Annotated in this window: 22 protein-coding genes; all 22 read left to right on the top strand. The window is 68.3% G+C overall.

Annotation, left to right across the window (positions count from 1 at the left end):
* Window positions 1-4 precede the first annotated feature (4 nt).
* The 22 genes from ACW17X_RS09855 (at window position 5) to folP (ending at window position 19,430) form a co-directional block, all read left to right on the top strand.
* Window positions 5-1,354: a hypothetical protein gene (locus ACW17X_RS09855; protein WP_492096990.1), complete on the top strand. Its 1,350-nt coding sequence runs from the start codon at window positions 5-7 to the stop codon at window positions 1,352-1,354.
* Window positions 1,355-1,481: 127 nt separating this feature from the next.
* A complete protein-coding gene (locus tag ACW17X_RS09850) occupies window positions 1,482-2,000 on the top strand; it encodes a hemerythrin domain-containing protein (RefSeq protein WP_492096989.1) in 519 nt (172 codons plus the stop codon).
* 45 nt (window positions 2,001-2,045) lie between these two features.
* Window positions 2,046-2,741: an MgtC/SapB family protein gene (locus ACW17X_RS09845; RefSeq protein WP_492096988.1), complete on the top strand. Its 696-nt coding sequence runs from the start codon at window positions 2,046-2,048 to the stop codon at window positions 2,739-2,741.
* Window positions 2,742-2,787: 46 nt separating this feature from the next.
* On the top strand, window positions 2,788-3,306 hold the full coding sequence (ruvC, locus tag ACW17X_RS09840; RefSeq protein WP_008259243.1) for a crossover junction endodeoxyribonuclease RuvC: 519 nt from the start codon (window positions 2,788-2,790) through the stop codon (window positions 3,304-3,306).
* A complete protein-coding gene (gene ruvA / locus ACW17X_RS09835) occupies window positions 3,303-3,920 on the top strand; it encodes a Holliday junction branch migration protein RuvA (protein ID WP_008261054.1) in 618 nt (205 codons plus the stop codon). The genes ruvC and ruvA overlap by 4 nt, the downstream gene beginning before the upstream one ends.
* 15 nt (window positions 3,921-3,935) lie before the next feature.
* Complete coding sequence (ruvB, locus tag ACW17X_RS09830) at window positions 3,936-4,973, top strand: Holliday junction branch migration DNA helicase RuvB (RefSeq protein WP_492096987.1); 1,038 nt, start codon at window positions 3,936-3,938, stop codon at window positions 4,971-4,973.
* Window positions 4,974-5,027: 54 nt separating this feature from the next.
* Complete coding sequence (locus ACW17X_RS09825; RefSeq protein WP_492088141.1) at window positions 5,028-5,423, top strand: hypothetical protein; 396 nt, start codon at window positions 5,028-5,030, stop codon at window positions 5,421-5,423.
* 9 nt (window positions 5,424-5,432) lie between these two features.
* The gene (gene ybgC, locus ACW17X_RS09820; protein ID WP_492096986.1) at window positions 5,433-5,891 is read left to right on the top strand and encodes a tol-pal system-associated acyl-CoA thioesterase; all 459 of its coding nucleotides are present in this window, start codon (window positions 5,433-5,435) and stop codon (window positions 5,889-5,891) included.
* Window positions 5,892-5,920: 29 nt separating this feature from the next.
* Window positions 5,921-6,346 carry a hypothetical protein gene (locus ACW17X_RS09815; RefSeq protein WP_492096985.1) on the top strand — a complete coding sequence of 142 codons (426 nt, stop codon included), beginning with the start codon at window positions 5,921-5,923 and terminating at the stop codon, window positions 6,344-6,346.
* Window positions 6,347-6,491: 145 nt separating this feature from the next.
* Window positions 6,492-7,241 (top strand): protein TolQ, encoded by a 750-nt coding sequence (gene tolQ / locus ACW17X_RS09810; RefSeq protein ID WP_492096984.1) that lies wholly within the window; start codon window positions 6,492-6,494, stop codon window positions 7,239-7,241.
* Between the two features lie 3 nt (window positions 7,242-7,244).
* Window positions 7,245-7,700 (top strand): ExbD/TolR family protein, encoded by a 456-nt coding sequence (locus tag ACW17X_RS09805; protein ID WP_492096983.1) that lies wholly within the window; start codon window positions 7,245-7,247, stop codon window positions 7,698-7,700.
* Window positions 7,701-7,704: 4 nt separating this feature from the next.
* Window positions 7,705-8,532: a hypothetical protein gene (locus ACW17X_RS09800; protein WP_492096982.1), complete on the top strand. Its 828-nt coding sequence runs from the start codon at window positions 7,705-7,707 to the stop codon at window positions 8,530-8,532.
* Between the two features lie 119 nt (window positions 8,533-8,651).
* Window positions 8,652-10,028 carry a Tol-Pal system beta propeller repeat protein TolB gene (gene tolB / locus ACW17X_RS09795; RefSeq protein ID WP_492096981.1) on the top strand — a complete coding sequence of 459 codons (1,377 nt, stop codon included), beginning with the start codon at window positions 8,652-8,654 and terminating at the stop codon, window positions 10,026-10,028.
* Between the two features lie 133 nt (window positions 10,029-10,161).
* Window positions 10,162-10,716: a peptidoglycan-associated lipoprotein Pal gene (pal, locus tag ACW17X_RS09790; RefSeq protein ID WP_492096980.1), complete on the top strand. Its 555-nt coding sequence runs from the start codon at window positions 10,162-10,164 to the stop codon at window positions 10,714-10,716.
* Window positions 10,717-10,831: 115 nt separating this feature from the next.
* Window positions 10,832-11,968, top strand: coding sequence for a DUF3667 domain-containing protein (locus ACW17X_RS09785; protein ID WP_492096979.1), 1,137 nt, complete (start codon window positions 10,832-10,834; stop codon window positions 11,966-11,968).
* A 64-nt stretch (window positions 11,969-12,032) separates the two neighbouring features.
* The gene (locus ACW17X_RS09780) at window positions 12,033-12,860 is read left to right on the top strand and encodes a tol-pal system protein (protein WP_492096978.1); all 828 of its coding nucleotides are present in this window, start codon (window positions 12,033-12,035) and stop codon (window positions 12,858-12,860) included.
* Window positions 12,851-14,215 carry a tRNA lysidine(34) synthetase TilS gene (gene tilS / locus ACW17X_RS09775; protein WP_492096977.1) on the top strand — a complete coding sequence of 455 codons (1,365 nt, stop codon included), beginning with the start codon at window positions 12,851-12,853 and terminating at the stop codon, window positions 14,213-14,215. The genes ACW17X_RS09780 and tilS overlap by 10 nt, the downstream gene beginning before the upstream one ends.
* Window positions 14,212-16,173, top strand: coding sequence for an ATP-dependent zinc metalloprotease FtsH (gene ftsH, locus ACW17X_RS09770; RefSeq protein ID WP_492096976.1), 1,962 nt, complete (start codon window positions 14,212-14,214; stop codon window positions 16,171-16,173). The genes tilS and ftsH overlap by 4 nt, the downstream gene beginning before the upstream one ends.
* 225 nt (window positions 16,174-16,398) lie before the next feature.
* Window positions 16,399-17,610: an acyltransferase family protein gene (locus ACW17X_RS09765; protein WP_492096975.1), complete on the top strand. Its 1,212-nt coding sequence runs from the start codon at window positions 16,399-16,401 to the stop codon at window positions 17,608-17,610.
* A gap of 60 nt (window positions 17,611-17,670) precedes the next feature.
* The gene (locus tag ACW17X_RS09760) at window positions 17,671-18,324 is read left to right on the top strand and encodes a hypothetical protein (RefSeq protein WP_492096974.1); all 654 of its coding nucleotides are present in this window, start codon (window positions 17,671-17,673) and stop codon (window positions 18,322-18,324) included.
* Window positions 18,325-18,327: 3 nt separating this feature from the next.
* The gene (locus tag ACW17X_RS09755; RefSeq protein ID WP_267514652.1) at window positions 18,328-18,630 is read left to right on the top strand and encodes a winged helix-turn-helix domain-containing protein; all 303 of its coding nucleotides are present in this window, start codon (window positions 18,328-18,330) and stop codon (window positions 18,628-18,630) included.
* Entirely contained in the window at window positions 18,627-19,430 is an 804-nt protein-coding gene (folP, locus tag ACW17X_RS09750) for a dihydropteroate synthase (protein WP_492096973.1), read from the top strand. The genes ACW17X_RS09755 and folP overlap by 4 nt, the downstream gene beginning before the upstream one ends.
* Window positions 19,431-19,438 lie beyond the last annotated feature (8 nt).

Below are 19,438 nucleotides of genomic sequence, written 5' to 3'. Positions count from 1 at the left end.
AATCATGAAACTGACCAGGATCGACAGGGTGCTGTCGCGGGGCGGTAAAGGCGACCAGAACAAGGACGCGCCGGTTGCTCTGGACCGTGCGGCGGAACAGGATGTCGCCGGCCTGATCGGCGAACGGTTCGAGACGATCCAGGACAGTCTGGATCAGCTGTCGGAAATGGCGCAGCGGTTCGGGACGTTCGAAAGCCTGCTGGGTCAGCTGCGCGAGCCGCTGGACGCCGAGTTCAAATCGCGGCGCGACAACCACATCGAGCTGATCAATCTGCGCAACGCCAATGCGGCGACGATGAAGCAGGTCGGCGCGTTGAACGCCGAGGTCCGCAAACTGTCGGACGCCCTGGCCGAGTCCGAGGCCAAGGCCGACGATCTGGCGGCGCGCGGCGGCGAGGCGACGAACAATTTGCAGGAAGCCCGGGTCGATCTGGGGCGTCTGCGCAGCGAACTGGCCCAGGCCGCGACGCGGTTGGAGGGGCTTGAGACGACCGAACGCGCCTCAGCTCAACGGATCCGCGAGCTGGAGCAGGATCAGGACGCCCTGCGCAATCAGCTGAAGCAGACCGAGGCCGGTCGCGCCGAATCCGACAAGACGCGCAGTCAGGTGCAGCGCGACCTGGCCCTTGTGCTGGAAGAAAACACCGCCCTGCGCCGCCGGATCGACGAGGTCGGCGCCGAGGTCGCGGGTCTGGCCCGCACCGCCGCCGCCGGCGAAGGCCAGCTGGCCACCGAACGCGCCCGCGCCGCCTCCGAACAGGCCGAGGCCGCCCGGGCCATCCGATCGCTGGAAACCCAGGTCGAATCGGCCCGCGCCGAGATCGCCGCCCTTACCGCCCGACTGGACACCGCCACGGCGCGCGCCAATGGGCTGGAAGTGCTGAACAGCGAACAGGCGTCGCGCCTGAACGAGTTGCAGACCGGCGCCCACGCCGTCGAACGGCGGGCCGACACGCTTCAGGTCGCGCTGGATCGCGCCGTGGAACGGGTCCGTACCCTGGAGATCGAGACCGAGGAATCGCGTCAGCGCCAGGCCTCGATGGAAGTGGCCCGCGTCGCCGCCGTCGACCGCGCCGAGGCCCTGACCAAGGCGGCCATGGCCCACGACAAGGCCATCGCCCGCGCCGAAGAACGCACCGCCAAGCTGCAGGCCAAGTTGACCGCCGCCCAGGACGAGCACGAGGCCCGCGTTCAGGCCCTGACCCAACAGATCAGCGCCCTGCGCGAGGACCTGGAAAGCGCCCGCGCCGAGGGCGCCATGTCCGCCGCCGCCCTGGACGCCGCCCGTCGCGGCCGTGGCGGTCGCGCCACCATAGCCGACGCCGCCGCCCAACTGCAGGCCATCGTCGGCTGATCATAGTCGGGGGGCGGAACCTGCGCCGTTGACCGGGATTTAGGCGGGGACCGCGAGACCCGCCGAACCCCGGCGGCCGCCCTGGCCGCCGGGGCGGATGATGTCCGGGTCGCAGAGACGACCGCCTATGGATATCACCCAGCTGATCCTCGACGACCACGCCGAACAGCGCCGACTGTTCTCGATCATCGAACAGATCGAGCCGAAGGACGTCGAGGCGCTGAGCGCGGTCTGGCTGAGGCTGTCGGCCTTTCTGGACGTCCACGCCGAGGCCGAGGAGCGGTTCTTCTATCCCGACCTGATGAAACTGGGCGAGGGGGCCAACGACGCTGAAGACGGCACGGTCGAGGGCGAGACCGAGGACGCCATCGAAGATCACAACAAGCTGCGCGACGCGGTCAAGGCCGTTGAGACGCATGAGGTCGGCAGCCCCGGCTGGTTCGCGGCTGTGGGCGAGGCCAATGTGGTCAACTCCAAACATATGGGCGAGGAGGAGCGGCAGGGCCTGACCGACTTCCGCCTGAACGCGGACGTGGCCACGCGCCACGCCCTGGCGGTGAAGTTCGCCGCCTTCGAAGCCGAGCACATCACGGGGGTAAGGCCGGTCAACAAGGACCCCGAGGCCTATGTCGAGGCCCACGGCTGAGCGCCAGCCGGCGGAACGCTCGGGTTCAGGCGTCGTTGAGAGCGGATGGATCTGGGTAGTCTCGAAGGTGCGATCTTGCCGATCGTCGGCGCTGTCGTCGCTGGCGGGGTCATCGGGCTTGAGCGGGAGTGGCGCGGGCGGGCGGCGGGGTTCCGAACCCATATCCTGGTCAGCCTGGCCTCGGCCCTGCTGATGCTGGCCGCCCTGTCTCAGGCCGACTGGGCGTTCCGCGCTCTGCCAAATGAGAACATCACCACGGACCCGACCCGGATGGCGCACGGCGTGCTGACGGGCATCGGGTTTCTGTGCGCCGGGGTGATCTTCCGCACCGGTTTTTCCGTTCATGGCCTGACGACGGCGGCGTCGCTGTGGATCACCTCGGCCGTTGGTCTGCTGTTCGGGGCGGGTCTGTATGGACTGGGCGCCTTGGGCGCGGCGACGACGGCGCTGATCCTGGGCGGACTGAGACTGATTGATCGGCGTCTGCCGGGCCGGACGGTGATCGACGCCGCCATCTGCTGGGAGCGACGCGACCCCTCGCCGGAGGCGGCTGTCCAGGCCGCTCTGCGGTCGCTGGACGCCGAGGTGCGTCCCGGCCGGTTCGAAATGATGCAGGATGGGCGAGCGCGGCGCACCTGGCGGCTGAAGGCGGCGAGCGAGGCGGACCTGCAACGCCTGGCGGAGCAACTCAGCGCCGTACCCGGCGTGACCTCGTATCGTCTCGATCCGCGCGACGACTGAAACCGTTCATTGCCCGATAACCCTCTTTGCGGCATGAGGGGAACGGATGGCGAACGAACCTGTCAGAATCATCGGGCTGGACCCGGGTCTGCGACGCACCGGCTGGGGGGTGATCGTCTCGGACGGCGCGCGCCTGCGATGGGTGGCGCACGGGGTGGTGGCCCCGCCTGAGGCTGCGCCCTTTTCCGAACGCCTGCTGTTCCTGTTCGAGGCCCTGGGGACGATCTGCGCCGACCACGGCTGCGAGGAGGCGGCGGTGGAGGAGGTGTTCGTCAATGTGAACCCGTCCTCGACCCTGAAACTGGGCCATGCGCGGGCGGCGGTGATGCTGGCCCCGGCCAAGCTGGGCCTGGCGGTCGCGGAATATTCGCCCAATCTGATCAAGAAGGCCGTGGTCGGGGCGGGCCATGCGGACAAGAGCCAGATCGCCTTCATGATCAAGCGGCTGTTGCCGACAGCGGGGGACGTGAAGGCCGACGCCGCCGACGCCCTGGCCGTGGCGGTCACCCATGCGCAGCTGAGGAAACGGTCCTTGTTGGAAGCCATGCACCGGGGGGCGGCGTGATCGGGCGATTGAGAGGCGTGCTGGCCGAGGTCGGTGAGGCGGACTGCCTGATCGACTGCGCCGGGGTGGGCTATGTCGTGTCGTGCGGGGCTCGGACCCTGGGACGGCTGCCGGCGCCGGGCGACGAGGCCACGGTCCATGTCCATTCGCAGTGGAGCGAGGACGCGGGGCCGCGCCTGTACGGATTTCTGACGCGCGACGAGCGGCGGGCCTTCACCACCCTGCTGGCCATCCAGGGCGTGGGGCCGAAGGCGGCGCTGGCGGTGCTGGACGTGCTGCCGCCGGGCGAACTGGCGGGGGCCGTGGCGCGCGAGGATAAGGCGGCGGTAGCGCGGGCCAATGGCGTGGGCCCCAAGCTGGCGCTGCGGATCGTCACCGAGCTGAAGGGCAAACCGCTGGGCGATGTCAGTTTTGCGCCCACAGCGCCGGGCGTCCATGTCGAGATCGCGCCGCCCCCGCCATCCCTGACCGGCGAGGCGGTGTCGGCCCTGCTGGGCCTGGGCGTGGCTGAGGTCAACGCACGCCGGGCGGTGGATCAGGCCCTGATCCGGCTGGGCGACGAGGCGGAACTGCCGGCGGTGATCCGCGCGGCCCTGCAGGAGTTGGGGCGGTGATCCTCGGGCGAAGACATGACTGACGACCGCATTATCTCCGCCGACGCCGGGCCCGGCGAAGCCTTCGACCGCGCCCTGCGGCCCCAGACCCTGTCCGAGTTCGTCGGGCAGTCGCAGGCCAAGGGCAATCTTAAGGTCTTCATCGACGCCGCGCGGGGCCGGGCCGAGGCGCTGGACCATGTGCTGCTGTTCGGGCCGCCGGGACTGGGCAAGACGACTTTGGCGCAGATCGTGGCGCGCGAGCTGGGGGTGGGGTTCCGGGCCACATCCGGGCCGATCCTGGCCAAGGCGGGGGATCTGGCGGCGATCCTGACCAATCTGGAGCCGCGCGACGTCCTGTTCATCGACGAGATCCACCGGCTGAGCCCTAATGTCGAGGAGATCCTGTACCCGGCCATGGAGGACCATGTGCTGGACCTGATCATCGGCGAGGGGCCTTCGGCGCGTTCGGTGCGGATCGACCTGGCGCCCTTCACCCTGGTGGGGGCGACGACCCGGGCGGGCCTGCTGGCCACGCCGCTGCGGGACCGGTTCGGCATTCCCCTGAGGCTGGAGTTCTACACGCCCGACGAACTGACGGCCGTGGTGCGGGGCACAGCGCGCAAGATGGGCGCGGCCATCGACGAGGCCGGGGCGCGCGAGATCGCGTCGCGGGCGCGCGGCACGCCCCGGATCGCCGGTCGGCTGCTGCGCCGGGTGCGCGACTTCGCCTCGGCGGACGGCGCCGAGACCATTTCGAAACTGGTCGCGGCCAAGGCTCTGGCGCGGCTGGAGGTGGATGAGGCCGGGCTGGACAGTCTGGACCGCCGTTTCCTGAAGGCCCTGATCGAAAACTACGGCGGCGGGCCGGTGGGAATGGACACCCTGGCGGCCGCCATCGCCGAGGCGCGCGACGCGGTCGAGGACGTGATCGAACCCTATCTGCTGCAACAGGGCTTCATCATGCGCACCCCGCGCGGCCGCATGGCCTGCGCCAAGGCCTACGCCCACCTGGGCCTGAGTGCGCCGCCCCCGCCCGCCGCCGGTCCCGTGCCGGGCGACCTGTTCGACTGAGGCTTGCCAAGTCCCGGCGCGTGTCGTTGAATCGCCGCCCAAGCGGAGCGCGCCATGACCGTTCGATCCGACGCCGTCCCGACCTCCCGCAAAGCGACGGCGTTGCGCCGCGCGGGCCTGGCGGTCGCGGTCGTCGGCTGCGCCGCCGTCGCCGCCGGACTGTGGGCCATGGCTCAGGGGCCGCGCGCAACGCCGCCGGAAGCGCCCATGCCGCGTGTGGCGCGTCAGATCGACGAGCAACTCGGGAGCAGCGCAGAGCTGCGATATTCGGAGCTTGGCGAGAAACGCGCGGCCTGCGGCTATGTCGGGCGCCGGCGCGGCGGTCCGGCGGTCGGTTTCGTCTCCCTGCCCAACCGCATCCTGTTCAGCGACGATCCCCTGCCGATGGAGTTCCGCGAAATGCGCGAACGCTATTGCCCGGGCTTCCTGACCACTCCGCCGACGCGCTAGACTGGGGCCATGACCGATCTGCCCACAGCCGGCCGTTTCGACGGACGCGACCACCTGTTGCCGGTGCGCGTCTATTACGAGGACACGGATTTCACCGGTCTGGTCTATCACGCCAACTATGTCCGCTATTTCGAACGGGGGCGGTCGGACTTCCTGCGGGCCATCGGCGTCGGCCACGCCGATCTGCTGGAACAGGATGAGCCTTTGGCCTTCGTCGTGTCCGAACTGAATATCCGCTACCTGAAGCCGGCGCGGATCGATGACGCCCTGGTGGTGCGCACTGTCTATGAGCAGGTGAAGGGGGTGCGGCTGATCATCCGCCAGAGCGTGGAACGGGCCGGAGAGGTGCTGTGCCGGGCCGAGGTCACGGCCGTCTGCATCCATCTGGACGGACGCCCGCGTCGACCGTCGAAGGGGTTGGTCGAGAAGGTCACGCCGTGGCTGGCGAAAGGCGCCGGCGCCGATTAGGATCGGACGAACTCGGGGGAGGTTAGATCATGGAAAATCAGGGAATCACCGCCAGCGCGGTCATCGTGAGCTTCCTGCTGCTGGTCCTGGTGATCGGCGGCGGCCTGGCCGGCTGCCCCTATTACAAGGTCTGGGAACGCAAGATGGCGGGCCAGGCCGAGCTGCAATACCAGCAGGGCGCGCGTCAGGCCCTGATCGCTCAGGCGGCCGCTGAGGATGAAGCGGCGATCAAGCGAGCCGAGGCGGCGACGCGCCGGGTGCTGGGCTGGACCGACGCGGCCAAGCGCGGCTGCGAGGCCCTGGGCCGACCCGGCGACCGGGCCTGCGAGGAACAGCTGGTCCGCGACGCCGCCACCTATTCCATCGCCAAGGAAGGCCACGAGGGCGTGATCATCAGCGTCGGCGCGCCGGTTTCCGTCGCGGTCGATCCGAACCGGAGGCCGACGTCCGAGTGATCCGGATGACGCGCCTGTCAGGTGACGGGCGCCCTCTGGCCCGCTAGAAGCCGCCCTCGCCACACAATGGTCACGCCCGCTCGGTCGAAGAGGGGCGTCGCCTGTTTTTTCCAACCCCGCACCCGATTCCGCCCGGAGCGCCTGAATGACTACGCCCGTCGACGCCTCGATGATGAACCCCGTCAAACTGTTCGTGGAAGCCGACTGGGTGGTGCAGGGGGTGATGATCGGCCTGGCGCTGGCCTCGCTCTGGTCCTGGACCATCATCATCGACAAGGCCTTCCGGTTCTTCGCGCTGAACAAACAGGCGGACGAGTTCGAAAAGGCGGTTCAGTCCGGCCGGTCGCTGGAAGATGTGGCGACCCAGGCCGGGCCGGCGCCGGAACACGCCCTGCCGCGCATGCTGGTCATCGCCCTGTCCGACTGGCGCGAGGCGCGTCAGAAGGGGCTGTTGAACGACCATCAAGGCGACCTGCTGATGACCCGGATCGACCGGGCGCTGAACAGCCTGATCTCGCGTGAAGGCCAGCGGATCGAGAATGGTCTGGGCGTGCTGTCGGTCGTGGCGACCGCCTCGCCCTTCATCGGCCTGTTCGGCACGGTCTGGGGCATCATGAACGCGTTCGGCCGCATCGCGGCGGCGGGCAACACCAATCTGACCACTGTGGCGCCGGCCATCGCCGAGGCCCTGTTCGCCACGGCCATCGGCCTGGCGGCGGCCATCCCGGCCTATATCGCCTACAACAAGTTCTCGATCGACGCGGGCAAGTTCACCGGCCGGCTGGAAGCCTTCGCCGACGACCTTCAGGCGGCGGTGGCGCGGCGTCTGGGCAACTCGGCCACGCCCCCGCCCCCCGCCCCGACCTCGGGCCTCAATCTGAAGCGGAGCGTCTGAGCCATGGCGCTGGGCGGCGGTGCGAGCGGCGGCGGGTCGCGTCGCGGGCGGCGGGGACGCAGAGGCCCCTTGACCGAGATCAACGTCACGCCCCTGGTGGACGTGATGCTGGTGCTGTTGATCATCTTCATGATCTCGGCGCCGCTTCTGACTGTGGGCGTGCCGGTCGAACTGCCCAAGACCGAGGCCAGCGCGGTCGATACCGACAACGAACCCCTGTCGGTCAGCATCGACCAGCAGGGCGCCATCTTCATCGGCGAGAGCGAGACCGCGTTCAATGACCTGGCCGTGCGTCTGCTGACCGAGGCCGGCGGATCGGACAAGGCGTCCGAGCGTCCGGTCTTCGTGCGGGCCGACGGGCGTGCGCCCTATCAGGCGGTGGCGCGGGTGATGGCGCGGCTGTCGGCTTCGGGCTTCACCAAGCTGAACCTGATAACCGACACGGCGCCGGAGGCCTGATCGCTTGCGTCGTCCCAGCCCTGCCATTCTGGGATCCATCGCCCTGCACGCGGGTGTGGTCGCGCTCGCCTTCGTTTCGTTTTCACACAAGGCGGACGAGCCCAAGCCGTTGGTGAATTCGGTGCCGGTGTCCATCGTCTCGGAGACGGTGATCGAGGCTGCGGCCGCCGACAATCCGCAGCCGGAACCCTCGCCCGACGACGCCGCCACCGCCCCGGTCAGCGCGCCGGAGGAGCCGACGCCGCCGGTCCCGCAGCCGACGCCGCCGCCGCCGCCCCCCACGCCTGCGCCGCCGCGTCCGACCCCACGTCCGACGCCGACGCCGCGACCCACGCCGCCCCGGCCCGCCCCGCCGAGGCCGGAGAAGGCTCGACCCACCCCGCCCCGTCCGACCCCGCCGCCCCCCGCGCGGCCCGCGCCAAAGCGGGATGAGCCCAGCCTGGACCTGGACGCCTTGGCGGGACCGACGCGCAACACCAACCAACGCGGGCGGCCGGCGACGGGCCAGCAGGGGTCGGGAACGGCCAGTCGTGCAACCGGGCCGCAACTTGCTGCGTTGGCGGGGCAGGTGAATCCCCACTGGAACCTGAACTGCGATCTTCCGGGTATGGACGCCATGACCATTCGGGTGACGGTGCGCCTGACTTCTGATGGGCAGATCGTCGGTTCGCCACGCCTGGAACAGCCGCGCAATGATGCGACTTGGCGGGCCGCCTCCGACGCCATGCTTCGCGCGCTGCGCGCGGCAGCGCCCTTTGACGTACCCACCGGCTTCCAGGCTCAGGAAGTGCCCTTCCGGTTTGAAACTGCGCGAAAGTGCGGAAGTCGCTAAACATTCCGTGACGGGTATCCAACTCGACCGAATGTCGCCCCAATCGCCGTGAAGCTGGCGATTGTCACAACGTCCAGCGATAAGGACGAGACTGTCTTTCCAAGCCTGGGAGCAAATATATGCGTCTGAACCTACTTCTGGCCTCGGCCGCCGTCGCGGTCCTGGCCGCGCCGATGATGCACAGCCCGGTTCACGCTCAATCGGGCTCCCAAGGCGCGCCGATGCAGGATGTCGTCGTCGATGACGGCGTGCTCAAACCCCTCCAGATCGCCATCGTCCCCTTCACCGGAGATCACGGCGCGGACATCTCCAATGTGGTCAGCGGCAATCTGCGGCGTTCGGGCTTCTTCGAACCGCTGGATCCGGCCGGCTTCATTGAGACGGGGCTGACCCTGGCGAACGCGCCCAACTTCCCGCAGTGGACCCAGATCGGGGCCCAGGCGGTGCTGTACGGGGCGGTGACGCCGCGCGCGGACAACCGGCTGGACGTCGGCTTCCGCCTGTATGATCCCTACCGCCAGTGCCAGTTGGTCAGCTATCAGTTTACCGCCACCCAGGAGCAGTGGCGCCGGATCGCGCACAAGATCTCGGACGTCATCTATCAGCGGATGACCGGCGAGGCCGGCTTCTTCGATTCCCGCGTCCTGTTCGTCTCCGAAGAAGGGACGCAGCTGAACCGGATCAACCGCCTGACCATCGCCGACCAGGACGGGTTCAACCCCACCTATCTGACCCAGGGCGACGAGGTGATCATGTCGCCGCGCTTCTCGATCTCGCAGCCGGACGAGATCACCTATGTGGCCCTGGGCAAGGACTACAGCCGGATCTATCTGCGCAACCTGACGACCGGCCGCACCGAAAGCCTGGGCGAGTTCGACGGCCAGGTGCTGGCCCCGCGCTTCTCGAACGACGGCAACAAGATCGCCTTTTCCATTATCCGCGGCGGCAACACCGACATCTATGTGATGGACCTGCGCAGCCGGCAGCTGTCGCGCCTGACCTCGGATCCGGGCATCGACACTTCGCCTTCCTTCAGCCCGGACGGCAGCCAGATCGTGTTCAACTCGGACCGGTCGGGCACGGCGCGCCTTTATGTGATGCGGGCCGACGGCTCGGGCCAGCGGCCGATCTCGCGCGGCGGCGGGGTCTATACGGCCCCGTCCTGGAGCCCGACCGGCAATCTGATCGCCTTCACCAAACAGGGCGGCGGCCGGTTCTCGACCGGGGTGATGAACGCCGACGGTTCGGGCGAGCGTATCCTGTCGTCCAGCTATTTCGAGGAAGGGCCGAATTGGGCCCCCAACGGCCGCTATGTGATGTTCGCCCGCCAGACGCGCGGTGGCGACACCCGGCTGTGGACCGTGGACCTGTCGGGGCGTGTCGTGGCCCAGGCGGGCTATAACGGCCGCGGTACGGACCCCGCCTGGTCGCCGTTGCTGGATGCGCCCCCGGCCAACATCGGCATGGGGCAGGGGGCGGACAGTTGCCCGGCCTGACGCTGTTCGACGATCGGGAGCTTCGCGCTCAACAGTGTGTTATCGATCTGGCGCCCCAAATCCGCCCGAGGCAGAAGATAAGGCCAAGCTTGAGGCCGCCGTCCTCAACAAGACCGTTTCAGGAGACGACCCAATGAAGACTTCACGCATCATCACCCTGGCCATGGTCGGTTGCGCCGTCGCCGCCATGGCCGCCTGCGCCCGCAAGCCGGTCGAAGGCGCGGTGCCGACCCAGCCGACCGCCCCGACGACCGGGCCCGCCTATCCGACTGCGCCGACCGGCCCGGTCTCGGGTGGCAACATGGGCGCCGCCGCGCCGGGCTCCGAACAGGACTTCGTCGTCAACGTCGGCGACCGGATCTATTTTGACCTGGACTCCTATGACGTCCGTCCCGAAGCCATGCCGCGCCTGGACGCTCAGGCCCAGTGGCTGGCGCGCTATCCGCAGGTCACGGTCCGTATCGAAGGCAACGCCGACGAACGCGGCACCCGCGAGTACAACCTGGCTCTGGGCGCCCGCCGCGCCGAGGCCGTGCGCACCTATCTGATCAATCGCGGAGTTCCGGCCGGCCGTATCGACACCATCAGCTACGGCAAGGAGCGCCCGATCGCCGAGGGCTCGAGCGAGGACAGCTGGGCGCGCAACCGCAACGCCCACACCGCCATCGTTTCGGGCGCTCCGCGCTAAGGACGACGGTCGCCAGGCACTGGAATGATGAGAGGCGTCGGCGCAGTCCGGCGCCTCTTTTCTTTTGCCCCCGGCGTCCGCTAAGTGAACCCAGGCTCTGCCGGGGGATAGGCGCGTGGATATCGAAGGGGCCGGTGGCGCGATCACCGGAGGATTGGTCGCGGGTGCGATCGAAAAGCCGACGGGTCATGCGGGGGAGGCCGGACAAGGGCTCTGCTCCGACTGCGGCGCGCCGACCAGCGGCAATTTCTGCTCCAATTGCGGTCAGCCCACCCACGTTCACCGCACCCTGCTGCACCTGGGCGAGGAACTGCTTCATGGCGTCATGCACTTCGACGCCCGCGTCTGGCGGACCCTGCCGCTGCTGGCCTTCAATCCCGGTCGGCTGACGCGGGAATGGGTCCAGGGCAAGCGGACGCGGTACGTGTCGCCGTTGGCGATCTTCCTGTTCACCCTTTTCGTCATGTTCTTCGCGCTGAGCTTCATGCCGCAGTACGCGGCGCCGGCGGTGCTGGCCGACGACATCCAGGCGCAGCGGCAGGAGTTGGCCGAGGCCGAACAGGCCCTGGCCGAGGTACGGGCCGAGGCGGCGACAGACCCGTCCGGCATGGCTCGTATCGGCGTAGACGGCGCTCAGGCGCTGGTGACCCAAAAACAGGCCGAACTGGCGCGGCTGGAGACCGAGCAGCGCGAAGGCCGCGCCGACGGCCTGAAGCCGGGCAGCTGGCAGGCCAGCATCAAGGATATCGCGTCGGGCGACAAGGCGTCAGGCGGCTCGACCAAGCTGAAGGTCATGGGCAAGGAGGCCGAAGAAAACGATCACGGCTTCGGCGCGACGGTGTTGAAGAAGCTGCAGAATCCGGACCTGGCGGTCTATAAGCTGCAACAGACGATGTACAAGTTCGCTTTCCTGCTTGTGCCCTTCTCGATCCCCTTCCTGGCGCTTCTGTTCCTTTGGCGACGAGGCTTCACCCTGTATGATCACGGGGTGTTCGTCCTATACTCGTTGACCTTCATGGCCCTGCTGCTGATGGCCATGGTGCTGGCCGGGACGATCAACAGCACCCTGGGCGCATGGGTCAGCGGGCTCGGATTGCTGGCCATGCCCGTCCATGTCTTCGCCCAACTGAAAGGGGCCTACAGCCTGTCGATCTTTTCGACGCTTTGGCGGACGATCTTGCTGCTGTTCTTCTGCAACATCGTGGTGGTTCTGTTCATCATGTCGATCCTCTATCTGGGCCTCGGGCACTGACTGCGCCTTGCGGCGGCCCCAAATCGGTGGAACCTAGCGACCCATGATGCTCAAGCTCTCGTTCATGCGCTCCCGCGCCTTCGCCGCCACCGCCGTCGGTCTGGTCCTGATCGCCGGGGGCGCTGTCGCCCAGCAGGCGGCGCCCAATATCATGCAGCCGATCGAATGGGACAAACGTCGCCTCGAGCAGCTGGACCGCAATGTCCGCCGGCTGGAGCGGGCGCTGACGCAGCGCAATGCTGCGGGCGAGCCGGTGCTGGTCGAGCCGGATCCGGAGGTGGTCACGCTGCAGAGCCAGTTCGGCTTGATGAACCAGCGACTTGGGGATCTGGAAGCCACGGTGCGTCGGATCAACGGCGACAACGAGCGGCTGACCTTCCAACTGGACGAGGCCCAGCGCGACAGCGCCGCTCTGCGCGCCCGACTGCTGGACGCAGAAGCGCGGATCGAGAAGCTGGAGACGGCGGCTGAGCTGAACGCCCCCATCGAAGCCAATTCGCCGACCGGCGACGCGGTTCAGGATCTGGCCGCCGCTGTGCGCCTGATGGGCAGCGACCGGCCGCGCGGCGCGCGGGCGCTCGAGACCCTGGTCGTCACCTGGCCCGATACGCCCCAGGCGCGCGAGGCCAATTCGCGCCTCGGCGACATCCGCGTCTCGTCCAACGACAAGGCGGGGGCCGTGCCCTTCTACGCCGCCGCCCTGAAGGACTGGCCGCGCATCGGCTGGGCCGCCGACACCACGCTGAAACTGGCCGACGCCCTGTTCGCCACTGATCGCAAGACCCAGGGCTGCGCGGCGCTGGGCGAGTTCACGCGCCGCTACGCGCCTGCCGCCTCCGACCCCCAGAAGGCCCGCGCGGCCCAGATGAAGACCGCCAACGGGTGCAGCTAACGCCCGCTGGCGCTGCAAATGACGCGGGTCTGACGGCCCGGGTCTTTGCTGGGCTGGATCGGCGGCTGAGGCGGGATGACGACCGCCCCGTCGCTCTCGCCCTGTCCGGCGGCGGCGATTCAATCTCCTTGTTGAGGCTGGCGGCCGCCTGGGCGGGCGACCGCGGGCGACCCCTGTTGGCCCTGACGGTCGATCATGGACTGAACCCCTCAAGCGCGGATTGGACCCGGTTCGCCGGCGCTTCGGCGCGCGCTGTAGGCGCCGATTGGCGGGCGCTGGCCTGGGATGGTGAAAAGCCGACGACGGGTCTGACGGCGGCGGCGCGCGGGGCGCGGCACCGGCTGATCGCGGCGGCGGCGCGCGCGGCCGGCGCGCGGGTCGTCCTGTTCGCCCATACGGCCGACGACGTCGCCGAGGCTGACCTGATGCGGGCCGAGGGTTCGACCCTGGGGAGGGTACGGGAATGGTCGCCGTCGCCGGTCTGGCCTGAGGGGCGAGGCCTGATGCTGCTGCGGCCCCTGCTGGGCGAGCGGCGCGAAATCTTGCGGACCTGGCTGGCGGCTGAGGGGGCCGAGTGGATCGAAGACCCTGGCAACACCGACCCGCGTTTTGGCCGTAGCCGGGCGCGGCGCGCGCTGGCGGGAACGGCGCCGGATATTGGCCATGGCGGCGGGGCGGCGGGAACAAACGACGGCGGTTCTCACATTGGAGTTTCGGTCACGGCTGAGGGGGCCGCGTGGGTCGCGCGCGACGTCGGCGCCAGATCGCTGGCGGCCGCTCTGGTCTGTGTCGGCGGCGGGGCGACGCCGCCGCGGGGAGATCGGCTGGCGCGACTGATGCAACGACTGGGGGCGGGGGAAGACTTTGAGGCCACCCTGTGCGGGGCTCGGATCGAAGCGAACGGCGCGACTGTGGTTCTGATGCGCGAGGCCGGAGAGCTTGTCCGTCGTCCGCCAGGGTCGCTGGTTCTGGAAGCCGGCGTTGAAGCGGTCTGGGACGGCCGGTTCGCCTTCTTGGCGCGGACGCCGGGCTGGTCCGTGGTTCCGGCGCGGGGGCGTCTGTCGGCCCTGTCGGCGGCCGATCGGACCCTGATCGGCGCGCTTCCGGTCGCGACGCGTGGCGCGTTTCCGGTCCTGATCCGGGACGCAGAAGCGGGACCAGTTCTTGCAAGTCCGCAGGTCGAAAGGCGCGAACTGGTCTCCGAAAGGCTCAGTCTGGCGCTGGACGAAACGACGCATGAAGACGATCTGAATGCGCCGCCATGGCGTAACGCCGTGGAAGCGCCTATTTTCCGAGACAGACAATCCAGACCGTCGATCCAATCGGAGCCGGCGGACGACCGAGGACCTCAATGAACCTGCGTAATCTGGCGATCACGGGCGTCATCATCCTGGCCCTGCTAGCGGCCTACGCCGCCGTCTCGCAAGGCGGAGCCATGACCGGCATGGCGGCCCAGGGCCCCGGCGCCGCCCGGCCCGAAACCATCACCTATTCCCAGCTGGTGCAGCGGGTCGAGGCCGGCGACATCAAGGAAGCCACCGTGCGCGGCGACCAGGTGACCGGCGTCTACAAGAACGACGGACGCTTCACCGCCACCACCCCTTATCCGAATGAGCAGCTGGTCAATTCCATGCTGGCCGCCGGCGTCAATGTGGACGCCAAGACCACGCGCCAGTCGATCTGGATGAGCCTGCTGATGGGGATTCTGCCCATCGCGCTTCTGGTCGGGGTGTGGATCTTCTTCATGCGCCAGATGCAGGGCGGGGCGCGCGGCGCCATGGGCTTCGGCAAGTCCAAGGCCAAGCTGCTGACCGAGCACAAGGGCCGCAAGACCTTCGACGACGTCGCCGGTGTGGACGAGGCCAAGGACGAACTGCAGGAGGTCGTCGACTTCCTGAAGGATCCGGGCAAGTTCCAGCGCCTGGGCGGCAAGATCCCCAAGGGCGCCCTGCTGGTCGGCCCTCCCGGCACCGGCAAGACGCTTCTGGCCCGTGCTGTGGCGGGTGAAGCCGGCGTGCCCTTCTTCTCGATCTCGGGCTCGGACTTCGTCGAGATGTTCGTCGGCGTCGGCGCCAGCCGCGTGCGCGACATGTTCGAACAGGGCAAGAAGAACGCGCCCTGCATCATCTTCATTGATGAGATCGACGCCGTCGGTCGCCATCGCGGCGCCGGCCTGGGCGGCGGCAATGACGAGCGCGAACAGACGCTGAACCAGCTGCTGGTCGAGATGGACGGCTTCGAGGCCTCCGAGAACATCATCCTGATCGCCGCCACCAACCGTCCCGACGTGCTGGACCCGGCCCTGCTGCGTCCCGGCCGTTTCGACCGCCAGGTGGTGGTGCCGAATCCGGATGTTTCTGGACGTGAGCGTATCTTGCGCGTGCACATGAAGGACGTGCCCCTGGCCGCCGACGTGAACACCAAGACCATCGCGCGCGGCACGCCCGGCTTCTCGGGCGCCGACCTGGCCAATCTGGTCAATGAGGCGGCCCTGACGGCGGCCCGCAAGGACCGTCGCATGGTCACGCACCGCGACTTCGAAGACGCCAAGGACAAGGTGCTGATGGGGGCGGAGCGTCGCTCGATGGCGATGAACGAGGAAGAAAAGCGCCTGACCGCCTATCACGAAGCCGGTCACGCCATCGTCGCCATGAACGTCAAGATGGCGGACCCGGTGCACAAGGCGACCATCGTCCCGCGCGGCCGCGCCCTGGGCATGGTGATGCAACTGCCGGAAGGCGACCGCTATTCGATGAAATACCAGCAGATGATCGACCGGATCGCCATCATGGCCGGCGGTCGAGTGGCTGAGGAGCTGATCTTCGGCAAGGAGAACATCACCTCGGGCGCGTCGTCGGACATCGAACAGGCGACCAAGCTGGCCCGGGCCATGGTCACGCGCTGGGGCTTCTCCGAGAAGCTGGGCACGGTGGCCTATGGCGACAACCAGGAAGAGGTCTTCCTGGGCCACTCGGTCGCCCGCAGCCAGAACGTCTCGGAAGAGACGGCCCGCACCATCGACGAGGAAGTCCGTCGTCTGGTCGCCTCGGGTTGGGACGAGGCCCGCAAGATCCTGACCGACAAGGCTGATCATCACGAGAAGCTGTCGCAGGCCCTGCTGGAATACGAGACCCTGTCGGGCGAAGAGATCAAGGACCTGCTGGAGAAGGGCGTCGCCCCGAACCGCGACGAGAACAACTTCCCCAACGCCGGCCCTTCGGTCTCGGTGCCGGTGACGCCGGTCTCGGACGGAACCACGGTCGAGATCCCGGTCGCCGCTCCGGCCGCGACCAGCGTGCCGACGGTGCACTGACCCGAGGCCGAGGTCTGAACGAGAACGAGCCCGCCGGGGAGATCTCCGGCGGGCTTTTTCGTGGCCGCTCGATGGGCGAGCCGCTGTGCCCCATTCGTCCTCCCGCTCTTTCCGTCATTTTGGGCGCAAATCCTGAGACAACGATAGAAGATTGCTTGTGAACAAGTTTGCAATTCAAACAAGTCTGTGAGATATCGCAATCATCGACCTTGGGAGGGTTTTACGATGACGACCGATATTGACCGGTCCGAGCGCCTGCACGGCCTCGACGCCTTGAGGGGCGGCGCCCTGCTGTTGGGCCTGGTGCTTCATGGCTCCATGTCCTTCTTTCCGACCCAGATCTGGATCGTCGGCGACGACCAGCGGTCGGTGTGGGCCAGCGGGCTGTTCTTCGTCACCCACCTGTTCCGGATGACGACCTTCTTCCTGATCGCGGGGCTGTTCGCGCACATGATGCTGGGGCGAGTCGGGGTATGGGGGTTCGTGAAGAACCGCCTGGTGCGGATCGCTGCGCCGCTGGCGGTCTTCTGGGGCCTGGTGCTGACGGCCATTGTCGTGGTGCTGATCTGGAACGCGGGCCTGCAAGGAATGACGGCCGCCGATGCGCCGCCGACGCCGGAATACGACTGGACCAATATTCCGCTGACCCACCTGTGGTTCCTGTGGGCGCTGCTGATCTTCTATGTCGCCCTGCTGCTTCTAAGAGCGCCCTTCGCCGTGCTGGACCGGAGCGGCGCCTGGGGGCGCGTCGTCGATAGGATGACGGCCGGCCTGATAGGTCCGTGGGGGCCGTTTGTGCTGGGGGCGCCGCTCGCGGTGGCCCTGTGGTTCCAGCCGAACTGGATCGCCTTCTTCGGCGTGCCGACGCCGGATGCGGGACTGATCCCGAATACGCCGGCTTTGGTGGGGTTCGGCCTGGCCTTCGGCTTCGGCGCCTTGCTGGATCGTCGGCGCGACCTGTTGGCCCGCATACAGGCCTGGTGGCCGGCCTATCTGGGATTGGCGATGGGAGCCGGAACCACGGCCCTGATGTTGGCGGGCGGGCCGGACCCGCATCTGGTCCCGATGACCGATTCGACAACGAAGGCGATGACGGCGGCGGCGTTCGGGGTCGCAACCTATGCCTCGGTCTTTGCGGCCGTGGCCCTGGCGCTGCGGTTCTTCGGGGGACACAGCCGCACGCGGCGTTATCTCGCCGACGCCTCATACTGGATCTACATCGTCCATCTGCCGCTAGTGATGGCGGGCCAGGTGCTGGTCCAAGATTGGGCCCTGCCGTGGCCGGTCAAGCTGGGGGTGGTGGTCGGCGGGGTGCTGGCCGTCTCGGTCGTCAGCTATGAACTGCTGATCCGGCACAGCTTCATGGGCCGCTGGCTGAACGGCCGCCGGGTTCCATGGCGGCGCAGCCCCGCGCCCGCCCTGTCACCCGCCGAATAGCTTGCCAACCCCGGCCGCCGCGTCCATCCGAGGGACGCGCCCGCCGCAGAGGAATCATCGATGATCGACATGTCCCGCAGCACGCCCGAGGCCGACCTGGCCTTCCTCCGTTCGATCGTCCAGGGCGGGGGCGATCCGCGCGCGACCCTGACCATGGGCGTCATGTATCTGGCCGGCGGCCTGTTGTACGGGCTTCAGTGCCTGGTCCACATCGGCCAGTCCCTGGGCGTCGTCCGCTGGCCAGGGCCGGTCAGCCTGGCCTTCGTCGCCGGGATCACCGTGGCCTTCCTGGTGGTGATGGTCTGGGCCATCCGTGAGGATCGCAAGCGGCCGAAGGCCAGCCCCATCGTGACCCGGACCTTGAACGCGGCCTTCAGCGGGGCGGGCATGGCCAATCTGGCCATCATCATCGTCTTCGGCTTCGGCGCGGCGCGGGACCAGGACTTCGCCGTCTGGCTCTATTACCCGGCCATGATCTTCGCCCTTCAGTCGGCCGCCTGGTACGTGGCCTGGACCCTGAAGAAGAAGGGCTGGATGCTGGCGGCGTCGCTGGGGGGATGGGCCACGGCGGTGGCGCTGGGCCTGCTGGTGCGCCAGCCGCTGATCTATCTGTATGTCGCCACGGCCGCCCTGTTCCTGCTGTTTGCGGGGCCGGGTTGGATCATCACCCGTGATTCGTTGAGGAAGCGCGCCACCGATGCGGACGCCGGCTGATCCATGGGGCTGAACGACCTGGGGCGGATCGACGAGGTCATCCACGGCCGCATGCGGCTGGGGATCATGGTCTATCTGGCCGACGCCGAGGCCGCCGACTTCACCGAGTTGAAGACGGTGCTTGAGGCGACCCAGGGCAATCTGTCGGTCCATATCAAGAAGCTGGAGGAGGCCGGCTATGTCGCCGTGGCCAAGAGCTTCGTGAACAACAAGCCGCTGACGCGGGTGTCGATCACGCCTGAGGGGCGCAAAGCCTTCGCGGCCTATCTGGACGCGCTGGGCGGGCTGATCGGGAGGCCGGGATGACGGTTCAGGTCATGGGGATCGTCAACGTCACGCCCGACAGCTTTTCGGACGGGGGGCGGTGGGCCTCTACCGAGGCTGCGGTGGATCAGGCGATGCGGCTGGTCGCGGACGGGGCGGACGTGCTCGACATCGGGGGCGAGAGCACCCGGCCGGGGGCCGATCCGGTGGGCGAGGTTGAGGAGATCGACCGGGTCGCGCCGGTGATCGCTGCGGTTCGCGCGCGGTGGGATGGGGCGATCAGCGTGGACACGATGAAGCCCGCCGTGGCTCGTGCCGCCGTGGCCGCTGGGGCGACGATGTGGAACGATGTGACGGCGCTGAGCCAGGCGCCGGACAGTGTGGCGGTCGCGGCCGAGCTGGGGTGCGAGGTGGTGCTGATGCACATGAGGGGGGAGCCCCGGACGATGCAGGCCGATCCCCGCTATGACGAGGTGGTGGGCGAGGTGGTGACCTATCTGCGCGAGCGCGCCGAGGCAGCGGTGGCGGCGGGGGTGGCGCGCGAGCGGATCTGGCTGGATCCGGGCATCGGGTTCGGCAAGACGCTGGCGCACAATATGGCGCTGACGGCGCGGCTGGGCGAACTGGTCGGGCTGGGGTTCCCGGTGCTGTACGCGGCCAGCCGCAAGCGGACGATCCAGGCGGTCGATGCGACGGCGGTGGAGGCGACCGACCGGCTTGGGGGCTCGCTGGCCCTGGCGCTGGAGGGGGCGCGGCGCGGGGCGCGGATGGTGCGGGTCCATGATGTGCGCGAGACGGTTCAGGCGCTGAAGCTGCAGGCGGCGGTGGCGGCGGCGGAGTGACACGCTTG

The organism is Brevundimonas sp. FV1ye4L, assembly GCF_058681255.1.
Note: the sequence above shows the minus strand (reverse complement) of the source record. Positions and strands in the feature narration are given on the sequence as shown.

Excerpts from the sequence above, each read along its gene's own strand:
- tolQ (WP_492096984.1), top strand. The coding sequence starts at position 6,492 with ATGACTACGCCCGTCGACGCCTCGATGATGAACCCCGTCAAACTGTTC.
- ACW17X_RS09755 (WP_267514652.1), top strand. The coding sequence starts at position 18,328 with ATGGGGCTGAACGACCTGGGGCGGATCGACGAGGTCATCCACGGCCGC.
- ACW17X_RS09780 (WP_492096978.1), top strand. The coding sequence starts at position 12,033 with ATGCGCTCCCGCGCCTTCGCCGCCACCGCCGTCGGTCTGGTCCTGATC.
- folP (WP_492096973.1), top strand. The coding sequence starts at position 18,627 with ATGACGGTTCAGGTCATGGGGATCGTCAACGTCACGCCCGACAGCTTT.
- ACW17X_RS09815 (WP_492096985.1), top strand. The coding sequence starts at position 5,921 with ATGGAAAATCAGGGAATCACCGCCAGCGCGGTCATCGTGAGCTTCCTG.
- pal (WP_492096980.1), top strand. The coding sequence starts at position 10,162 with ATGAAGACTTCACGCATCATCACCCTGGCCATGGTCGGTTGCGCCGTC.
- ACW17X_RS09825 (WP_492088141.1), top strand. The coding sequence starts at position 5,028 with ATGACCGTTCGATCCGACGCCGTCCCGACCTCCCGCAAAGCGACGGCG.
- ybgC (WP_492096986.1), top strand. The coding sequence starts at position 5,433 with ATGACCGATCTGCCCACAGCCGGCCGTTTCGACGGACGCGACCACCTG.
- ACW17X_RS09855 (WP_492096990.1), top strand. The coding sequence starts at position 5 with ATGAAACTGACCAGGATCGACAGGGTGCTGTCGCGGGGCGGTAAAGGC.
- tolB (WP_492096981.1), top strand. The coding sequence starts at position 8,652 with ATGCGTCTGAACCTACTTCTGGCCTCGGCCGCCGTCGCGGTCCTGGCC.
- ACW17X_RS09760 (WP_492096974.1), top strand. The coding sequence starts at position 17,671 with ATGATCGACATGTCCCGCAGCACGCCCGAGGCCGACCTGGCCTTCCTC.
- ACW17X_RS09765 (WP_492096975.1), top strand. The coding sequence starts at position 16,399 with ATGACGACCGATATTGACCGGTCCGAGCGCCTGCACGGCCTCGACGCC.
- ftsH (WP_492096976.1), top strand. The coding sequence starts at position 14,212 with ATGAACCTGCGTAATCTGGCGATCACGGGCGTCATCATCCTGGCCCTG.
- ruvB (WP_492096987.1), top strand. The coding sequence starts at position 3,936 with ATGACTGACGACCGCATTATCTCCGCCGACGCCGGGCCCGGCGAAGCC.
- ACW17X_RS09850 (WP_492096989.1), top strand. The coding sequence starts at position 1,482 with ATGGATATCACCCAGCTGATCCTCGACGACCACGCCGAACAGCGCCGA.
- ACW17X_RS09845 (WP_492096988.1), top strand. The coding sequence starts at position 2,046 with ATGGATCTGGGTAGTCTCGAAGGTGCGATCTTGCCGATCGTCGGCGCT.
- ACW17X_RS09805 (WP_492096983.1), top strand. The coding sequence starts at position 7,245 with ATGGCGCTGGGCGGCGGTGCGAGCGGCGGCGGGTCGCGTCGCGGGCGG.
- ruvC (WP_008259243.1), top strand. The coding sequence starts at position 2,788 with ATGGCGAACGAACCTGTCAGAATCATCGGGCTGGACCCGGGTCTGCGA.